This window comes from Pseudomonas sp. GW821-FHT07G06 (assembly GCF_058986625.1).
In genome coordinates, this window is record NZ_JBYSVW010000002.1 from 430,289 (window position 1) to 447,731 (window position 17,443).

Consider the following 17,443-nt stretch of genomic DNA (forward strand, 5'->3'; position numbering starts at 1 on the left):
GCTAAATTTTGAATTCGACTAATTACAAGGACTCGCCCATGAAAGCGTTCGGCAAAATCCTGGGTCTGGTACTTCTCGGGCTGTTGCTGATCATTGTGGCGCTGGGCTTTGCCCTGACCCACCTCTTCGATCCCAACGACTACAAAGACGAGATTCGCCAGATTGCCCGCGACAAAGCCCACATCGAGCTGACGCTCAATGGCGATATCGGCTGGAGCCTGTTCCCGTGGCTGGGCCTGGAGCTGCACGACGCCAGTGTCGCGACCATGGTCAAACCGACCGAACCGTACGCCGATTTGCAGATGCTCGGCCTGTCGGTGCGCGTACTGCCGCTGCTGCGCCGTGAAGTACAGATGAGCGACGTGCGCGTCGAAGGCCTGAACCTGCGCCTGAACCGCGACAAGGAGGGTCATGGCAACTGGGAGGACATCGGCAAGCTGCCTGCAACGGCCGGCACCGACGCGACCGGCACCCCGCCAGCCACTCCCGAACCGGCGCCCGAAACCGGCGGCGCGGCGGAAAAACCGCCTCAACCGATCCGCCTGGACATCGACAGCCTGACCGTGAACAACGCGCGGGTCGAATACACCGACGAACGAACCGGCAAGAGTTTCAGCGCCGAAAGCATTCAGTTGAGCACCGGCGCGGTCCACGACTCCGTCAACATTCCGCTCAAGCTCACGGCTTTCCTGTCAGCCAACCAGCCGGCACTGCGGGTGCGCACCGAGCTCAACGGTGAGTTGCGCATCGCACGTGCACTGCAGCGCTATCAGTTCGAAGACATGAGGCTGTCGGGTGAAGTGACCGGTGACCCCTTGCAAGGCAAGGCCGTGACGTTCTCCGCCCAGGGCCAGTTGGTGCTGGACAGGGCCGCCAACGTTGCCGAGTGGACCGGCATCAAGGTCTCTGCCAACCAGTTGCGGGCACTGGGTGAACTGAAGGTCAACGATCTGGACAAGACTCCACAGGTCAGCGGCGGCATCTCGATTGCCCAGTTCGACCTGGCGAAATTCGTCGACAGCATCGGCCAGAAGCTCCCAGCCATGGCTGAAGGCAGCCTGAGCAAAGTCGAGCTGGTCAGCCGGTTGGCCGCGACACCGACCAGCCTGGCGCTCGACAACCTCAACCTGAAAGTCGACGACAGCACCTTCAGCGGCCGCATTGCCGTCGAAGACTTCGCCAAGCAATCGCTGCGCGCCGTGCTCAAGGCCGATACCTTCAACGTCGACCGTTACCTGCCGCCGAAATCCGCCGAGGCCAATAGCGCGACACAAGTGCGTCAGGCCGAAGTCGCCAGCACCGAAGCCGATGCCATGGCCGGCGCCGGCAGCACGCCGTTGCCACCCGCGCCGACCAAGGACGCGTGGAGCAGCGAGCGCCTGTTGCCAGTGGAACGCTTGAGCAAGCTCGATGTGGACGCCGACCTGACCTTTGGCCAGTTGACCCTGCAAAAACTGCCGATCCATAACGCTGCGCTCAAGGCCACCGGCCAGGGCGGCCTGCTGACGCTGGCCAACCTGCGCGGCGACCTGTACGAGGGCAACTTCGAAACCACCGGCACGCTCGATGTGCGCCAGCCAGTGCCGGCGCTGAATCTGCAGACGAAGATCACCCGGGTACCGGCGGAAAAAATCCTCGAAAGCCAGGGCAAGAACCCACCGGTCAAGGGCCTGGTCACGCTCAACAGCAACCTGACCGGCAACGGCAACAGCCAGAAGGCGTTGATCGAAACCCTCAACGGCAACGCCAGTTTCGTCATCAACAATGGCGTGCTGCTCAACGCCAACCTCGAGCAACAGCTGTGCAAAGGCATCGCTACGCTCAACCGCAAAACCCTCAGCGGCGAGCCGCGAGGCAAGGACACTCCGTTCCAGGAGCTCAAGGGCAATCTGACCTTGCGTAACGGTGTCGCCAGCAATCCGGACCTGAAAGTGCGCATCCCGGGCATGACCGTCAACGGTGACGGTGACATCGATCTGCGCGTGTTGGGCATGGACTACCGCGTCGGCATCATCGTTGAAGGCGATACCAGCGCCATGCCGGACCCGGCCTGTCAGGTCGGCGAGAAGTTTGTCGGCATCGAGTGGCCACTGCGCTGCCGTGGCCCGCTGGAGCTGGGCGCCAAGGCTTGCCGCTTGGATAACGACCGCATGAGTCAGGTCGCGACCAAGTTGGCTGGCGAGAGGATCAGCGAAAAAATCGACGAAAAATGGGGCGACAAAGTCGACCCGAAACTGAAAGACGCGCTCAAGGAACTGTTCAAGCGATGAGAGCCGAGCAGTTTTCAACGGCGGTGCTGGACTGGTTCGACCGCCACGGCCGTCACGATTTGCCCTGGCAGCAGGACATCAACCCGTATCGGGTATGGGTCTCGGAAATCATGCTGCAGCAGACCCAGGTCAGCACCGTGCTGAACTACTTCGACCGCTTCATGGCCTCGTTGCCAACGGTCGAAGCCCTGGCGGCTGCACCGGAAGACGAAGTGCTGCACCTGTGGACCGGCCTGGGTTACTACACCCGCGCGCGCAATTTGCAGAAGACCGCGAAGATCGTCGTCGAGCAGTACGGCGGCGAATTTCCCCGAGACGTGGAAAAACTCACCGATCTGCCGGGAATCGGCCTGTCCACCGCCGGCGCCATTGCCAGCATCAGCATGGGCCTGCGCGCTCCGATCCTCGATGGCAACGTCAAGCGCGTCCTGGCGCGCTTTACCGCGCAAGAGGGCTACCCGGGCGAGCCGAAGGTCGCCAAACAGCTCTGGGCCAACGCTGAGCGCTTTACGCCGCACGACCGGGTCAACGCCTACACCCAGGCGATGATGGACCTCGGTGCCACGCTCTGCACCCGCAGCAAACCGAGCTGCCTGTTGTGCCCGCTGGAAAAAGGCTGCGAGGCGCACATGCTCGGCCTGGAAACCCGCTACCCGATCCCCAAGCCGCGCAAGGCCATCCCGCAGAAGCGCACGCTGATGCCGATGCTGGCCAACACCGAAGGCGCCATCCTGCTTTACCGTCGCCCCTCTACGGGCCTCTGGGGCGGCTTGTGGAGCCTGCCGGAACTCGACGACCTCGACGACCTGTCACACCTCGCCGCGCAGCACTCACTGGAACTGGGCACCCAACAGGCATTGCCGAGCCTGGTGCACACCTTCAGCCATTTTCAGTTATCCATCGAACCCTGGCTGGTTCAGGTCCAGGAGACCGGCCATCACGTGGCCGAGGCCGACTGGCTCTGGTATAACCTCGCCACCCCGCCGCGCCTGGGCCTTGCCGCCCCGGTCAAAACCTTGCTCGAACGCGCGGCCGCCGTATTGAACGCAGGAGAGTCGTCATGACCCGCACCATCATGTGCCGCAAGTACAAAGAAGAATTGCCAGGCCTGGAGCGCGCTCCCTTCCCGGGCGCCAAAGGCCAGGACATTTTTGACCACGTCTCGGCGAAGGCCTGGGCCGACTGGCAAAAACACCAAACCCTGCTGATCAATGAAAAACGCCTGAACATGATGAACGCCGAAGATCGCAAATATCTTCAGGGCGAAATGGACAAGTACTTCTCCGGCGAGGATTACGCCAAGGCCGAAGGCTACGTACCGCCGTCGGAATAACCCCGATTTTTCGGGGGTCGGAACGTAAGCGACGGTAATAATTAAAATTTTTTTGAAAACTTGCTTGACGACCCCCTGAAAAACCCGTTTAATGCGCCCCGTTGCCCAGATAGCTCAGTCGGTAGAGCAGGGGATTGAAAATCCCCGTGTCGGCGGTTCGATTCCGTCTCTGGGCACCAAATACCGAAAACCCTGAATCGCAAGATTCAGGGTTTTTTTATGCCTGCGATTTGATTAGGCACTGGCCCGGTCACCTTCAAAGCGACAATTCCCCCCCCCTATCACCACACCCGCCAGCATCCGCAACGGTTGCCGGGGCCAAGCCCCGAAAAGCTTCAGGCATTGGAGATCAGCCCTTCCTGGCAGTCTTTGGTCTGTAAGAACGCTCCGTATGCTTTACCGGAAGCGGATGACATACGCTGATCTTCAGTTTGTGCAGAATCGAAGGAGGAGCTGCCGCATAACCGGGAGCGGATACACAACAGGGATGTAGACAATGACTGACGCCATCAAACCAGACGTCGAAACCACTGGGTTATTTACTGAACAAGAAATCAGAACTTTCAGCTTTGATATTCACCAGTCAACACTGCTTCACACGTTCACCAAAAAACTGGCCGCCATCGGCGGGCCACAGGCACCAGGAGCCAAGTCCAAAGCGTTTCTGGCAGCGACCGAATTAAAGCTCTCGTTTTCGAAAAACCAATGTGAACTGTTGGGCGCCTATTCCGATGGCCTTATCTCCGTGTTGATTTTTGAAGGGCTGCAAAAAATCACCGAAATCAGCCCTCCAAATGAACTGCCAGATCTGGCATCCCTGGAAAATCGTTACGACGTACTTTGCCTGGCCGCCCGCAATCAGATCTTGTTGAAACTGGTGGATAACAGTGCCTTTGCCTATGACATGGACAATGAAGGAAAACTGATTCGACTGGTGGCCAACTTCAAGGGCGGCGGACTGACCAAGATCCCAGCCGAGCCGGACATCAAGGAACTGAGTTCCCATTCCGGCCTCGCGCTTGGACCGCAAACAGAGGCGCCTTACTGGTGCGCCGTGACCGCGAAAGACGGGCACTCGCCCTCTCCGTCGTCGCTCATACTTTCCGCCTTGTGGAACCCGAGCCTGGAACCTACGCGAGTCATTGCACTACCCCCCATACTCGAAAAAATCGGCATCACCAACTGCCTCGCACTGACCACGGGCAACTTCCAGTTCACTCGTAGTGACTCCTTTGTCAGTGGCAAAGGGGAGGATGGCCGCAACGTTTCGATTCTGGAGTTCGACGATAAGGTAGGGTTCGCAGCCCGCTTCAACTCGTATCGCTTTTCGGTCAATGACAGCGCCTCGACCTTTGTGAAAACGGCTTACACCGCCCTTTGCCAAGGTGTAGATGAAGCAACTCCGGTCGAATGCACGCTGACCCAGGAATCGGCCATGGTTATCAATAACATCCGGGCTCTGCACTGTCGCGATGTCATCAAAGACAACAGACGGGTCTTGGTTCGTATTTTCGGACTTTCAAAATTTTCTACCCCCATCGTTGTTTCAGAGGACCCGTTAGTGCTGCAGGGCTGATTCCTTATGTGATCAGGCTGTTGAACGACCAGTCATGTGATTACTGGCCAATAACCATAAAGAGAGAATGCAATGTCCTTGGATGTAATTGGCATGTTGGCGCTCGTCGCTTTTTGCGCCGGCTTTTTTGATGCGATTGCCGGTGGGGGTGGTTTGATCACCTTGCCTGCATTGTTTCTGGCAGGTGTAGATCCGATCAGTGCAATTGCAACGAACAAGTTCCAGGCCGCTTCGGCAACTGTTTCGGCAACGGTGACCTTTGCTCGCAAAGGATTGATCGAGTGGCGCGAAGGCCGTTTCCTGGTTATTTGCGGATTTATTGGTGGCGCTAGTGGTGCCTTGCTGGTCAGCTCTATTGATAAGCACTACCTGGAAGTTTGCGTGCCTATCATGCTGATTCTGGTAGCGATCTATTTTGCGCTATCTCCGAAGCTGGCCAATGAAGATCGACGCAAGAGAATTGGTGTTCTGCTGTTTTCGTTTACCGTGGCGCCTATCCTGGGCTTTTACGACGGTATATTTGGCCCCGGCGTGGGCTCTTTCTTCATTGTCGGATTTGTACTGCTCTGCGGCCTGGGTATGATGCGGGCCATGAGTTTTACCAAGCTTGCCAACGCCTCTTGCAACCTCGGCTCTCTGTCGGTCTTTATCACCAAAGGTGTGATTATCTGGCCGGTAGCCATAGCCATGGCTTTGGCGGCCTTCATCGGCGCTCAATTGGGTGCACGGGCCGCCGTCCGAGTCGGACCACGGTTGATCAAACCCATGTTGATCGTGGTCTGCTGCGCCTTGGCCATCAAGCTGCTGAGCGTAGAAACCAACCCTTTACGCGTTGCACTCATCCAAGCGTACGCGGGCGTTAATAACGATAAACCCTGAGTCGCAGGACTCAGGGCCTAGAGCGTCTCGCTAACTCGCATCATTCCAGTGGAAAACCAGGTTACGGGCTGCACCACTGCCAACATCGGCAACGTCCTGCCGTGTTTCGCCCTTGCGCGTCGCAATGACCGTGTATTTACCGGCAGGCAGCTTCACGTAAACCAACGGACCGGCGTTATTGAGCGTCAGCACGGTTTGCCCCGGGGCTTTCTGAATGACCACGCTCACGTCAGGAATGTATTCATTTCCCGTCCCGACAGAGAACGTCATGTGCAGGTTGTAGCCGGTGGTCTGCTGGATGGCCCTGGACTCATCCTCGCCGATACCGCCGGACAGGTAGGCGATGCCGTTTTGCTCCTGGCGCTGCACCTGCACGCCAGTGCTGTCGATTGGATCAAGGCTGGCGGCGGGCGACATCGATGGAAACATCAGCACGCCGACGGCGGTGAGAGGCAACAGGAGGGAATGGAGGTACTTCATGATGACGACTCCCGGGTTCTGCAGAACCCAATCGTTACATTCGTTGGATTTCCAGTCGCAGGGAGGGGTTTTAGATTGATTTGGCCTGAGTACGAAACGTACTACGCCATTTGCTCCTCAGACCTCGCCTGCCCTCCGACACGTCCTGCCAGCGAATCCGGTTTTTCCTTCCTGTTTTTCAGTCACTCCCGGCAGCTTCGAAGGGTGCCCACTTGCCATTCTCTTTCGCTGTCCAATCTGCTGCGGAAGACCTCATGACGGCCCTCACACCCAACGACACTCACGACCCATATCTGGCTTCGCTGCTGGGTAGCCTTGGCAAATTGATCCATCAGGCACGTCAGAAGGTGCTTCGTGCGGTCGATACCGTTCAGGTGCAAACCTGTTGGCAGATCGGGCGACATATTGTCGAGTTCGAGCAGGAAGGGGCTCGGCGGGCGAGGTATGGCAAACGCTTACTGGCCACTTTGGCAAAAGTGCTCAGTGCCGACTTCGGCAAAGGTTTTGACGAACGCAATCTGCGTTATATGCGGGATTTTTATCAAACTTTTCCAATTTGGAACGCAGTGCGTTCCGAATTGAGCTGGACCCACTACCGCCGCCTGCTTCGGGTCGACAACGACAGCGCCCGTCTCTGGTACATGAACGAATCGGCCACCCAAAACTGGTCGAGCCGTGCCCTGGAACGCCAGATCAATACGCTGTACTACGAACGCCTGCTGGCGAGCCGCGATCGCGGCAGTGTCAAGCAGGAGGCCGCCACCAACATTCAAAACATGAAGGCCAGCCCTCGGGATTTCATCCGTGATCCGGTGGTCCTGGAGTTTCTGGGCCTACCCAATGCCGGCAAGCTTCAGGAAAGCGAGATCGAACAGGCGTTGATCGAACAGCTGCAAGGCTTCTTGCTGGAGCTGGGCAAGGGCTTCGCGTTCATTGCCCGCCAGCAACGCATCAGTACCGACAGCAAAGACTTCTACATCGACCTGGTGTTCTACAACTACTTGCTCAAGTGCTTCGTCATCTTCGATATCAAACGCGGTGAACTGACCCATCAGGATGTGGGGCAGATGGACATGTACGTGCGCATGTACGACGACCTGAAACGCGGCGTGGAAGACGGCCCCACTGTCGGCATCATTCTCTGTGCGCAAAAGGATGAATCCGTGGTGCGTTATTCGGTGCTTGAAGGAAACGAACAACTGTTCACCAGCAAGTACAAGCTCGTCCTGCCGAGTGAAGAAGAACTCCGTAACGAACTGGATCGGGAACGGGCGGCCCTTGAAGAACGACTGCTCGATCAATCACTGCGCTGAGGCCAATGGATTGTTCATCAACGCTATCAAGACTATCGTTGGCAGCTACCCGCAAAGGTCCGACGCCGATGAATTTGCAGGAAACGCCTTCACTCGCCCCAACTCAAATCGAGTTGCCATTGCAATGCGTCACGTCCGGCGAACCATTCAAGGAAACCGCTGCAGACGGCTTTGTCCTCGGTGGCTTCACCTGGCGACACCCTTCTCGGGATGCCGCTCGTCCGGTCGTGATCATCAATGCCGCCACCTCGGTTCGTTGTCGTCATTACTCGCGCTTCGCCGACTATCTGTCCAATCATGGCTTCGATGTCATCACCTATGACTACCGCGGCATCGGCGAGTCGCGGCCGGCATCGCTCAAAGGCCTGAAGGCTACATGGACCGATTGGGGAGCGCTGGATTTCGAGGCGATGCTCAAGCGCGCACAACGTGAGTTCACCGGTCAGCCTATCGATGTGGTCGGCCACAGCTTTGGCGGCTGTGCAGCGGGCCTGGGAGCGTCCGGGCACCTGATCCGGCGCCTGGTGACGGTCGGTGCGCAATTCGCCTACTGGCGCGACTATGCGCCCGCCCATCGCTGGCGGATGTTTGGCAAGTGGCATGTGCTGATGCCACTGCTGACGATGATCTACGGCTACTTTCCGGGCAAACGCCTCGGATGGCTGGAGGACACACCCGCCGGCGTGGTCCGTGACTGGAGCCTGTCCACTGCCCGTTACGAAAAACGCTCCAGCGGCCGCGCGATCAGCACAACAAGCGGGCAACTGCCCTTTGCCGATGTCACCGCACAAACCCTGGCCATCAGCATCAGCGATGATCCTTACGGCACGGTCCCGGCCATCGAACGCCTGCTCAGCTACTTCACTGGCAGTACAAACGCTCACCTGCGTATCCATCCCGAAGACATCGGCGAACAAGAAGTCGGACATTTCGCCTTTTTTCGCAGCCCATACCAAGCCACACTATGGCCCATTGCATTGGCCTGGCTGCAAAACGGCGAACTGACCCCCGATACCCCCGGGCGGCGAGTGCCGCGCAGCTAGGGGGCGTTCTCAATTAGTTTTCACGCCGGGCCGGGAAAACTAATTGAGAACACCCCCTAGGCCTCTTGCCCTTTCAACGAATACGGAACGACGCCCATGGCCTCCGCCAACAAGCAGCACAAACGCGCCTCCCGCGCCAAGGCCAAGGCCAAGCAGAACCGCACCCAGCGGGCTGCCGCGCCGGTCGAACTGGACCCGAACGACGATCGCATCGACTTCGAATCGGTGGACCTGACCGAACTGTTCAAGAAAATGATCGACGCCGAAAAGATCAGCCAGCAAGCCATGTGCACGGCCTTCCTCGAAGACCCGTTGCTGGAGCTGGTGTACGAGCAGGAAGGCGAAGAAGGCGCGATGGACTTCATCCTCGCCGCGCTGATCGAATATCGCCAATGGTCGGCCGAAACAGACGAAGCCGGCGCCCTGGCGTGGATCGAATCTCCGACCTTCCAGGCCGACTATGTGGCGGCGTCCGACGCCATTGCCGCGCAAACCCAACAGAAACCGAACTGAGTTCCCATGGCCTCCCTGAACAAGCAACAGAAACGCGCCAAGCGTGCAAAAGCCAAAGCCAAGCAGATCAATATCCACGGCAGGAAACCCGCTGCTCTGGACGATGATGAACTCGGCCACCTCGCCGAGCCGATCCCGGAATACACCTTGGCGATGTTCAGCAAAATGCGCGACGCCGAAGCCGTCAGCCGCAGCGAAATGCTCTCGGTCCTGCTGACGAACCTCGCCTTTATCATCGTTGACCACCCAGAATTGCTGGACATGGAAAACGCCGACGACGAAGGCATGGCCGCCACCCACCTGGCCGCCGACATGCTGATCGACTACCGCATGTGGGCCGACGGCATGGACCGCGACGCCGCCCAGGCATGGCTGAGCGAGCCACAGTTCATTGCTGACTTCGGCACTGCGCTGGACGCCTACCGCGAGTCGCAGGAAACGCCAGAAGAAAAAGCCGAGTAAGGGTTACGGCACAAACAAAAACGGCCGCTTGTCATCACTGACAGCGGCCGTTTTGCATTACGCGATATGGATCAGTTCAGCACTACCGCGCCACGCTTTTCCAGTTTGCGACGGCGAGCCACCAGCAAGCCGGCCGCCACTACCAGGGCACTGAGCAAGCCGGTCGCGAGGATTTCCACACGATGGGCATCCTGGAACAGCATGATGGTCAGGGCCGCAACGATGAAGACGATCACCGCGTAGGTCAGGCCCGGGAACAGCCACATGCTGAAGACGATTTTCTCACCACGAGCCATACGCTGCTTGCGCATGCGCAGTTGCGAAATCGCGATCACCAGGTACACCAGCAATGCGATGGCGCCGGAGCTGGCCAGCAGGAATTCGAACACGGCAGCCGGGGCCACGTAGTTGGCGAATGTTGCCAGGAACGCTGCGCCAGTGGACAACATCACCGCCCAGTAAGGCGTGCCACTTTTGTTGGTGCGCGTGGACATGGCTGGCGCATCACCGCGCTTGCCCAGGGAGAACAGCATACGCGACGAGGTGTAGAGCGCCGAGTTCAGGCAGCTGGTCACTGCAACCAGTACCACGATGTCGACAATCATCTTGGCGTTCGGGATGCCCATGCGTTCAAGCACGGTCTGGTAGGAGCCCAGGCTTGCCAGTACCGGGTCGTTCCATGGCACCAGGGCCACAACGATGAAGATCGATACGAGGTAGAACAAGCCGATCCGCCAGATCACCGAGTTGGTGGCCTTGGAGATTTGTTTGCCAGGGTTCTTCGATTCCGCGGCCGCGATGGTCACGATCTCGGTGCCCATGAAGGAGAACATGGTGGTCAGGATCGCGCCCAGTACCGCGCCCATGCCGTTTGGCAGGAAGCCCTGGGTGTCGAACAGATGCGAAACGCCGCTGACCTGGCTGTTCGGCAGGAAGCCGAAGATCGCCGCTACGCCGAGAATGATGAAGCCGATGATGGCCAACACTTTGATCAGGGCGAACCAGAACTCGAATTCACCGTAGTTCTTCACGCTGAACAGGTTGGTCACGGTCAACAGCATCGTGATGACCAGGGCGAAGGCCCAGATGTCCACGCCAGGGAACCAGGCATGCAGGATGGTCGCGGCAGCGTTGGCTTCCAACGGGATCACCAGAACCCAGAACCACCAGTACAACCAGCCGATAGTGAAGCCGGCCCAGTGACCGATCGCGCGGTCGGCGTAAGTCGAGAACGAACCGGTGTCCGGCGAGGCAACGGCCATTTCGCCGAGCATGCGCATCACCAGCACCACCAACATGCCGGCGGCGGCGTAAGCCAACAGAACAGCCGGACCTGCAGCGGCGATGGCGTGACCCGAGCCGACGAACAAGCCGGCGCCGATAACCCCGGCAATCGACAGCATGGTCACGTGGCGCGGTTTGAGCCCCTGTTCGAGGCCATTAGAGCTTTGGGTACTGCTCATTAAAACTACCTTTGTAAGGAGAAGCGAATGCGTGCATCCCGTTCAGCGATCCTTCTCGTAAAAAGAAGCCAACGGGGCGTTCTGGATTCTGCACGCAATAATTGCGCCAAAATGTTTCAAATCCCTCTAGTCCGGCGATCTCACTTCGACCGGACAGTCATCGCAACCCATTGAATTTAATGGCACTTCGCCAGAGCGTTACCCTGCGACCCACTTTGTGGGGCAAATCCGCGCACCGGAAACACACCTGAAAATAGCTCTGCGCACATTAAAAGTGCACAACCGCTGCATTTGGCCGGATAGCGCTTCCAACACCCCGTCAAAGCTGGCAACATCGCGCCTTTTTTTGCGACAGCCACCGCGCTTTTTGTCGACAGGCAAGGTTCAAACGGCTGTTCGGTTGTTGATGGGGCGACAGTCTGCTGCGCCGATGCGACAACCTGCCACACGCCAGCCGTTTACCGTCCGTAGCGCTGTTGGCTGCCATTGAAACGCTATGCTAGGTTGGCCGCCTCGCCAGGAAGGCCGCCAACAGCAGGAGCGCAACATATATGAGGAACGCACATGGCTGAGGCCACGCCCGCGCTTGAAATCCGCAACTTGCACAAACGCTACGGTTCGCTGGAGGTGCTCAAAGGCATCTCGCTGACCGCCCGCGACGGCGATGTGATCTCGATCCTGGGTTCCTCCGGCTCCGGCAAGTCCACGTTCCTGCGCTGCATCAACCTGCTGGAAAACCCGCACCAGGGCCAGATCCTGGTCGCCGGCGAAGAACTCAAGCTCAAGGCTGCGAAGAACGGCGAACTGGTGGCCGCCGACGGCAAGCAGATCAATCGCCTGCGCAGCGAAATCGGTTTTGTGTTTCAAAACTTTAACCTGTGGCCGCACATGAGCGTGCTCGACAACATCATCGAAGCCCCGCGCCGCGTGCTCGGCCAGAGCAAGGCCGAAGCCATCGAAGTGGCCGAAGCCCTGCTGGCCAAGGTCGGCATCGCCGACAAGCGCCACGCCTACCCGGCGCAATTGTCCGGCGGCCAGCAACAACGCGCGGCCATCGCCCGCACCCTGGCCATGCAGCCCAAGGTCATCCTGTTCGACGAGCCCACCTCCGCGCTTGACCCGGAAATGGTCCAGGAAGTACTTAATGTCATCCGCGCGCTGGCCGAAGAAGGCCGCACCATGCTGCTCGTGACCCACGAAATGGGCTTCGCCCGTCAGGTCTCCAGCGAAGTGGTGTTCCTCCACCAGGGCCTGGTAGAAGAGCAAGGATCGCCACAGCAGGTGTTTGAAAACCCGCTTTCGGCGCGCTGCAAACAATTCATGTCCAGCAACCGCTAACGGAGCTACCCACATGCAGAACTACAAAAAGGTCTTCCTGGCTGCCGCCGTCACCCTGGCGTTCAGCGCCGGTGCCATGGCCGAAACCCTGAAGATGGGCATCGAAGCGGCCTACCCGCCGTTCAACAATAAAGATGCCAGTGGCAATGTCGTCGGCTTCGACAAAGAGATCGGCGACGCCCTGTGCGCCAAGATGAAAGTCGAGTGCACTGTCGTGACCTCCGACTGGGACGGCATCATCCCGGCCCTGAACGCCAAGAAGTTCGACTTCCTGATCTCCTCGATGTCGATCACCGACGAGCGCAAGCAAGCGGTGGACTTCACCGACCCGTACTACTCCAACAAGCTGCAGTTCATCGCCAAGAAAGACGTCGACTTCAAAACCGACAAGGCCTCGGTCAAAGGCAAGATCATCGGCGCCCAGCGTGCGACCCTGGCCGGCACCTTCCTGGAAGACAACTATGGTGACGACATCACCATCAAGCTCTACGACACCCAGGAAAACGCCTACCTCGACCTGACTTCCGGCCGTCTGGACGGCATCCTGGCCGACAAGTACGTCAACTACGAGTGGCTGAAAAGCGACGCTGGCCGTGCCTACGAGTTCAAGGGCGACCCGGTGGAAGAAAGCGACAAGATCGGTATTGCCGTGCGTAAAAACGATCCGATCCGCGCGAAGCTGAACACCGCGCTGAAAGAAATCGTCGCTGACGGCACCTACAAGAAGATCAACGACAAGTACTTCCCGTTCAGCATCTATTGATTCTGACTTGCCTGACCGGCGCCTGATGGCGCCGGTTCTCGGCCTTGCCTGCCGCGATTTGAAAAGAAATCCATGATTATCGACCTCTACGGATTCGGCCCGGCGCTCGCCGCTGGCGCGCTGATGACTGTGAAACTGGCACTCTCGGCCCTGTGCCTGGGGCTGGTGCTCGGTCTGCTCGGCGCCTTGGCCAAGACTTCCCCGTACAAGCCGCTGCAATGGCTTGGCGGCACTTATTCGACCCTGGTTCGCGGCATCCCGGAATTGCTCTGGGTGCTGTTGATCTACTTCGGCACAGTCAACCTGATGCGTGCCCTGGGCGAGTTCTTCGGCAACCCCGACCTCGAACTCAACGCCTTCGCCGCTGGCGTGATTGCGCTGGGACTGTGCTTCGGCGCCTACGCCACGGAAGTGTTTCGCGGCGCGATCCTCGCCATCCCCAAAGGCCATCGTGAAGCCGGCGTGGCCCTGGGCCTGTCGAAATGGCGCATCTTCACCCGGCTGATCATGCCGCAGATGTGGCGCATCGCCCTACCCGGCCTGGGCAACCTGTTCATGATCCTGATGAAAGACACCGCGCTGGTGTCGGTGATCGGTCTGGAAGAAATCATGCGTCATGCGCAAATCGGCGTGACCGTGTCCAAACAGCCGTTCACCTTCTATATGGTGGCCGCGTTCATGTACCTGAGCCTGACAGTGCTGGCGATGACCGGCATGCACTTCCTGGAAAAACGTGCCGCCCGCGGCTTCGCGAGGAGCACCCAATGAACTGGGAAGTCATCATCAAGTGGCTGCCGAAACTGGCCCAGGGCGCGACTCTGACCCTGGAACTGGTGGCCATCGCCGTGATCGCCGGTTTGCTGCTGGCCATTCCGCTGGGCATCGCCCGCTCGTCGCGCCTGTGGTGGGTGCGGGCCTTTCCCTACGGCTACATCTTCTTTTTCCGGGGCACGCCGCTGCTGGTTCAACTGTTCCTGGTCTACTACGGCCTGGCGCAGTTCGACGCGATCCGTAACAGCTCGATGTGGCCCTATCTGCGCGATCCGTTCTGGTGCGCCACGGCGACCATGACCCTGCACACGGCAGCCTACATTGCGGAAATCCTGCGCGGCGCCATTCAGGCGATTCCACCGGGCGAGATCGAAGCGGCACGGGCACTGGGCATGTCCAGGCCAAAAGCGCTGTTCTTCATCATGCTGCCACGCGCCGCGCGCATCGGCCTGCCAGCCTACAGCAACGAAGTGATCCTGATGCTCAAGGCCAGCGCCCTGGCCAGCACCGTGACCTTGCTGGAACTGACTGGCATGGCCCGTACCATCATTGCCCGGACCTACCTGCCAGTGGAGATTTTCTTCGCCGCGGGCATGTTCTACCTGGTGATGGCTTACGTGCTGGTGCGCGGCTTCAAGCTGCTGGAGCGCTGGTTGCGCGTCGATGCCTGCCAAGGGCGTTGATACGAGCGTGTTGACGGGCGAGGCCTTGCTCGCCCGCTTCACCGCGCTGGATGCTTTTCTGACAGAGCACCAGGCACTGTGGAAACCTCGGCCGTTCACTCATCTGCAGCTTCCCTGGGAAGCGTCCTACCCGGAGCTGGCCGCATGGCTACGCGAGCGGTCGCTGGAAGACGCGGAAAGCGCCCACAATCAACCCGCCCTTCTGAATGCGCCGGCCCCCTTTGCTTCCTTGGCATCAATCGCCGTTGCCTTGAGTGCTGTGGATGAATTGCCTGCGCACACACTCGAAGCGGCAAGCCACAGACTGAACGTCGATGTTCCGGGGCGTAAATGGCAACAGATCGAAGCCTTCGCCAGTCGATTGCAGTTCTGCGAAACACCGAAGCATTGGCTGGACTGGTGCTCGGGCAAGGGACACTTGGGGCGCCGCCTGCTGCAACCGGGGCAACAACTGACTTGCCTGGAATACGACCCGGCACTGGTAACCAGCGGCCAGACACTCAGCCAACGTCATCACCTGCATGCGCTGCACATTGAACAGGATGTGCTCGCGACAGACGCCGCTACTTTACTGAGTGCGCACCACACGCCCGTCGCGCTTCACGCCTGCGGTGATTTGCATGTGCGGTTGATACAACTCGCCAGCGCCACAGGCTGTAAACAACTCGCCATTGCACCGTGCTGCTACAACCGGATCAGTCTTGCCCAATACTCGCCGATTTCCTCGGTCGCCCAAGGCTCCGGCCTACAGCTTTCCCTCGACGACCTCGCGTTACCCATGAGCGAAACCGTCACCGCTGGCGCCCGCGTGCGCCGTCAACGCGACACCTCCATGGCCCGCCGCCTGGGTTTCGACTTGCTGCAACGGCAACTGCGCGGCATGGACGAGTACCTGCCAACCCCTTCCCTGCCCAGCGCCTGGCTGGACAAACCCTTCGCCGATTACTGCCATCACCTGGCCGCACTCAAAGAGTTATCCACAGTCGGCCCGCAAAATTGGCCAGCCCTCGAAGCCGCCGGTTGGCAGCGACTGGCCGAAGTGCGCAACCTTGAGCTACTACGTGGACTGTTCCGACGTCCGCTGGAGCTTTGGCTGGTTCTCGACCGGGCACTTTTCCTCGCCGAACGGGGCTACAGCGTCCGCGTCGGTACCTTCTGCGAAACCCCGCTCACACCGCGTAATTTCCTGCTCCTGGCCGAACGCGCTTAAACACATCCGCCCTGTGGATAACTCTGTTGATGAAATAATCGTGGATCCAATATCTACGCCTGTTTCAGGGCTAAATCCACACTGTTCATTTTTTGCACACCCGCATAAAAAATCGAAAAAACAGGTATTTGCAGACAAATGAGAACAGATCCACAAATTTGGCCTAAACCCGGTGCGCTGCCAATGCCATTGTGCATAAGCATTTAATCAAAACGACATAAACGCCTAATCCCGGACCGCAGACAGGGGAAATTGCACCCTTTCCCTTCTCTTGATATACACACACGCAAGGGCGCCGGCAGCGCGGCCACGAACAAGAACATTCCTCCGACAGGATGCGCCAGTGACGTTCATTTCCTACGCACAGAATTTCGAAGACATACGCCTGTGGCGCGCCCTCAAAACTGTCGAGAACGGCTTCTACATCGACGTCGGGGCAAACGATCCCACCCAAGATTCGGTCACCAAGGCGTTCTACGACAACGGCTGGACCGGCATTAACGTCGAACCGATGCCCAACTACTACCAAGCTCTGTCCCAGCAACGCCCCAAAGACACCAACCTGCAATGCGCGGCCGGGGAAAGTGCTGACGAACTGACCTTCTACGGCATCGCGGGCACCGGCCTCTCGACCCTCGACCCGGCCATGGCGAAAATGCACAAAGACGCCGGAATGGACGTGCGCACCCAGACGATCAAGTCCCGCACCCTGAGCTCCATCTGCGAAGAACACGCCCGGGGCCGCGCCATCCACTTCCTGAAAATCGATGTCGAAGGCCACGAAGAAACCGTCCTGCGCGGCATGGACTTCACCCAATGGCGGCCATGGGTGATCCTCATCGAAACCCCTTGGGCCCGCGACCAGGCCTGGGAAACCCTCGTCACCGACGCCGGCTACCACTCCATCCTGTTCGACGGCATCAACACCTACTACCTCGCCGAAGAACACCTGAACCTCAAACCCGCCTTCGACATCCCGCCGTGCAACCTGGACGAGTTCCAGTTCTGCAAGGGCCACAAGTTCAGCCACCCCGTCAGCGATGCCGAACAGCAACTCGCCGCCGCCCTGCAACGCGCCGAACAGGCCGAAGCACAGCTGCGCGCAATGCAAAACAGTCGAACCTGGAAAGCCATCCAGAAACTCAAGAAAACCCTGCTGCGCGCCTGACCCGAAGCCCGCGCAAAAATAGTCAGAATTCAGGGGTTTACAGAACCTATCCAATCGCTATAATCGTCGCCCTGACACGCCGGTATAGCTCAGATGGTAGAGCAACTGACTTGTAATCAGTAGGTCCCGGGTTCGATTCCTGGTGCCGGCACCACACCTCAAAGCCCCGCTCTGCGGG

Annotated in this window: 17 protein-coding genes and 2 tRNA genes; 17 read left to right on the plus strand and 2 right to left on the minus strand. The window is 59.0% G+C overall.

What is annotated here, in order from left to right:
- The first annotated feature begins 38 nt into the window (after positions 1 to 38).
- The 6 genes from AC3WJW_RS05425 (at position 39) to AC3WJW_RS05450 (ending at position 6,058) form a co-directional block, all read left to right on the plus strand.
- Complete coding sequence (locus tag AC3WJW_RS05425; protein ID WP_493725354.1) at positions 39 to 2,270, plus strand: AsmA family protein; 2,232 nt, start codon at positions 39 to 41, stop codon at positions 2,268 to 2,270.
- Positions 2,267 to 3,334, plus strand: a complete 1,068-nt coding sequence (gene mutY / locus AC3WJW_RS05430) for an A/G-specific adenine glycosylase (protein ID WP_493725355.1) — start codon at positions 2,267 to 2,269, stop codon at positions 3,332 to 3,334. The genes AC3WJW_RS05425 and mutY overlap by 4 nt, the downstream gene beginning before the upstream one ends.
- The gene (locus AC3WJW_RS05435) at positions 3,331 to 3,603 is read left to right on the plus strand and encodes an oxidative damage protection protein (RefSeq protein ID WP_007972770.1); all 273 of its coding nucleotides are present in this window, start codon (positions 3,331 to 3,333) and stop codon (positions 3,601 to 3,603) included. The genes mutY and AC3WJW_RS05435 overlap by 4 nt, the downstream gene beginning before the upstream one ends.
- A 103-nt stretch (positions 3,604 to 3,706) precedes the next feature.
- Positions 3,707 to 3,782, plus strand: a tRNA-Phe gene (locus AC3WJW_RS05440).
- A 317-nt stretch (positions 3,783 to 4,099) separates the two neighbouring features.
- Positions 4,100 to 5,179, plus strand: a complete 1,080-nt coding sequence (locus AC3WJW_RS05445; protein WP_493725356.1) for a hypothetical protein — start codon at positions 4,100 to 4,102, stop codon at positions 5,177 to 5,179.
- A gap of 72 nt (positions 5,180 to 5,251) precedes the next feature.
- Complete coding sequence (locus tag AC3WJW_RS05450; protein ID WP_218503713.1) at positions 5,252 to 6,058, plus strand: TSUP family transporter; 807 nt, start codon at positions 5,252 to 5,254, stop codon at positions 6,056 to 6,058.
- A 30-nt stretch (positions 6,059 to 6,088) separates the two neighbouring features.
- Here the strand turns inward: AC3WJW_RS05450 and AC3WJW_RS05455 are convergent, their stop codons facing one another.
- Positions 6,089 to 6,538: a carboxypeptidase regulatory-like domain-containing protein gene (locus tag AC3WJW_RS05455; protein WP_493725357.1), complete on the minus strand. Its 450-nt coding sequence runs from the start codon at positions 6,536 to 6,538 to the stop codon at positions 6,089 to 6,091.
- 254 nt (positions 6,539 to 6,792) lie between these two features.
- Here AC3WJW_RS05455 and AC3WJW_RS05460 point away from each other — a divergent pair, with 254 nt between their 5' ends.
- The 4 genes from AC3WJW_RS05460 to AC3WJW_RS05475 all read left to right on the plus strand — a co-directional run bounded on the left by AC3WJW_RS05460 (position 6,793) and on the right by AC3WJW_RS05475 (position 9,869).
- Positions 6,793 to 7,851: a PDDEXK nuclease domain-containing protein gene (locus AC3WJW_RS05460; RefSeq protein ID WP_493725358.1), complete on the plus strand. Its 1,059-nt coding sequence runs from the start codon at positions 6,793 to 6,795 to the stop codon at positions 7,849 to 7,851.
- Positions 7,852 to 7,919: 68 nt separating this feature from the next.
- Positions 7,920 to 8,894 (plus strand): alpha/beta hydrolase family protein, encoded by a 975-nt coding sequence (locus AC3WJW_RS05465; protein ID WP_493725359.1) that lies wholly within the window; start codon positions 7,920 to 7,922, stop codon positions 8,892 to 8,894.
- Between the two features lie 96 nt (positions 8,895 to 8,990).
- The gene (locus tag AC3WJW_RS05470; protein ID WP_493725360.1) at positions 8,991 to 9,407 is read left to right on the plus strand and encodes a hypothetical protein; all 417 of its coding nucleotides are present in this window, start codon (positions 8,991 to 8,993) and stop codon (positions 9,405 to 9,407) included.
- A gap of 6 nt (positions 9,408 to 9,413) precedes the next feature.
- Entirely contained in the window at positions 9,414 to 9,869 is a 456-nt protein-coding gene (locus AC3WJW_RS05475; protein WP_108230821.1) for a hypothetical protein, read from the plus strand.
- A gap of 71 nt (positions 9,870 to 9,940) precedes the next feature.
- On the opposite strand, the gene gabP is transcribed toward AC3WJW_RS05475, so the two are convergent.
- Complete coding sequence (gene gabP / locus AC3WJW_RS05480; RefSeq protein WP_015093062.1) at positions 9,941 to 11,332, minus strand: GABA permease; 1,392 nt, start codon at positions 11,330 to 11,332, stop codon at positions 9,941 to 9,943.
- A gap of 564 nt (positions 11,333 to 11,896) precedes the next feature.
- Between gabP and AC3WJW_RS05485 the strand changes: the two genes are divergently transcribed.
- The 7 genes from AC3WJW_RS05485 (at position 11,897) to AC3WJW_RS05515 (ending at position 17,419) form a co-directional block, all read left to right on the plus strand.
- Entirely contained in the window at positions 11,897 to 12,670 is a 774-nt protein-coding gene (locus tag AC3WJW_RS05485; protein WP_007972784.1) for an ABC transporter ATP-binding protein, read from the plus strand.
- Between the two features lie 13 nt (positions 12,671 to 12,683).
- Entirely contained in the window at positions 12,684 to 13,433 is a 750-nt protein-coding gene (locus tag AC3WJW_RS05490) for an ABC transporter substrate-binding protein (RefSeq protein WP_007972785.1), read from the plus strand.
- 72 nt (positions 13,434 to 13,505) lie between these two features.
- Positions 13,506 to 14,201 (plus strand): ABC transporter permease, encoded by a 696-nt coding sequence (locus AC3WJW_RS05495; protein WP_015093060.1) that lies wholly within the window; start codon positions 13,506 to 13,508, stop codon positions 14,199 to 14,201.
- Positions 14,198 to 14,887: an ABC transporter permease gene (locus tag AC3WJW_RS05500; protein WP_104451168.1), complete on the plus strand. Its 690-nt coding sequence runs from the start codon at positions 14,198 to 14,200 to the stop codon at positions 14,885 to 14,887. Before AC3WJW_RS05495 ends, AC3WJW_RS05500 begins: the two co-directional genes overlap by 4 nt.
- On the plus strand, positions 14,868 to 16,097 hold the full coding sequence (locus tag AC3WJW_RS05505) for a methyltransferase (protein WP_493725361.1): 1,230 nt from the start codon (positions 14,868 to 14,870) through the stop codon (positions 16,095 to 16,097). Before AC3WJW_RS05500 ends, AC3WJW_RS05505 begins: the two co-directional genes overlap by 20 nt.
- Positions 16,098 to 16,440: 343 nt before the next feature.
- Positions 16,441 to 17,265 carry an FkbM family methyltransferase gene (locus tag AC3WJW_RS05510; RefSeq protein ID WP_493725362.1) on the plus strand — a complete coding sequence of 275 codons (825 nt, stop codon included), beginning with the start codon at positions 16,441 to 16,443 and terminating at the stop codon, positions 17,263 to 17,265.
- 78 nt (positions 17,266 to 17,343) lie between these two features.
- Positions 17,344 to 17,419: transfer RNA gene (locus tag AC3WJW_RS05515), tRNA-Thr, on the plus strand.
- The last annotated feature ends 24 nt before the right edge of the window (positions 17,420 to 17,443 follow it).

Coding starts and splice junctions, on each gene's coding strand:
- AC3WJW_RS05475 (WP_108230821.1), top strand. CDS start 9,414: ATGGCCTCCCTGAACAAGCAACAGAAACGCGCCAAGCGTGCAAAAGCC.
- mutY (WP_493725355.1), top strand. CDS start 2,267: ATGAGAGCCGAGCAGTTTTCAACGGCGGTGCTGGACTGGTTCGACCGC.
- gabP (WP_015093062.1), bottom strand. CDS start 11,332: ATGAGCAGTACCCAAAGCTCTAATGGCCTCGAACAGGGGCTCAAACCG.
- AC3WJW_RS05495 (WP_015093060.1), top strand. CDS start 13,506: ATGATTATCGACCTCTACGGATTCGGCCCGGCGCTCGCCGCTGGCGCG.
- AC3WJW_RS05460 (WP_493725358.1), top strand. CDS start 6,793: ATGACGGCCCTCACACCCAACGACACTCACGACCCATATCTGGCTTCG.
- AC3WJW_RS05490 (WP_007972785.1), top strand. CDS start 12,684: ATGCAGAACTACAAAAAGGTCTTCCTGGCTGCCGCCGTCACCCTGGCG.
- AC3WJW_RS05455 (WP_493725357.1), bottom strand. CDS start 6,538: ATGAAGTACCTCCATTCCCTCCTGTTGCCTCTCACCGCCGTCGGCGTG.
- AC3WJW_RS05435 (WP_007972770.1), top strand. CDS start 3,331: ATGACCCGCACCATCATGTGCCGCAAGTACAAAGAAGAATTGCCAGGC.
- AC3WJW_RS05465 (WP_493725359.1), top strand. CDS start 7,920: ATGAATTTGCAGGAAACGCCTTCACTCGCCCCAACTCAAATCGAGTTG.
- AC3WJW_RS05450 (WP_218503713.1), top strand. CDS start 5,252: ATGTCCTTGGATGTAATTGGCATGTTGGCGCTCGTCGCTTTTTGCGCC.
- AC3WJW_RS05425 (WP_493725354.1), top strand. CDS start 39: ATGAAAGCGTTCGGCAAAATCCTGGGTCTGGTACTTCTCGGGCTGTTG.
- AC3WJW_RS05445 (WP_493725356.1), top strand. CDS start 4,100: ATGACTGACGCCATCAAACCAGACGTCGAAACCACTGGGTTATTTACT.
- AC3WJW_RS05470 (WP_493725360.1), top strand. CDS start 8,991: ATGGCCTCCGCCAACAAGCAGCACAAACGCGCCTCCCGCGCCAAGGCC.
- AC3WJW_RS05505 (WP_493725361.1), top strand. CDS start 14,868: ATGCCTGCCAAGGGCGTTGATACGAGCGTGTTGACGGGCGAGGCCTTG.
- AC3WJW_RS05485 (WP_007972784.1), top strand. CDS start 11,897: ATGGCTGAGGCCACGCCCGCGCTTGAAATCCGCAACTTGCACAAACGC.
- AC3WJW_RS05500 (WP_104451168.1), top strand. CDS start 14,198: ATGAACTGGGAAGTCATCATCAAGTGGCTGCCGAAACTGGCCCAGGGC.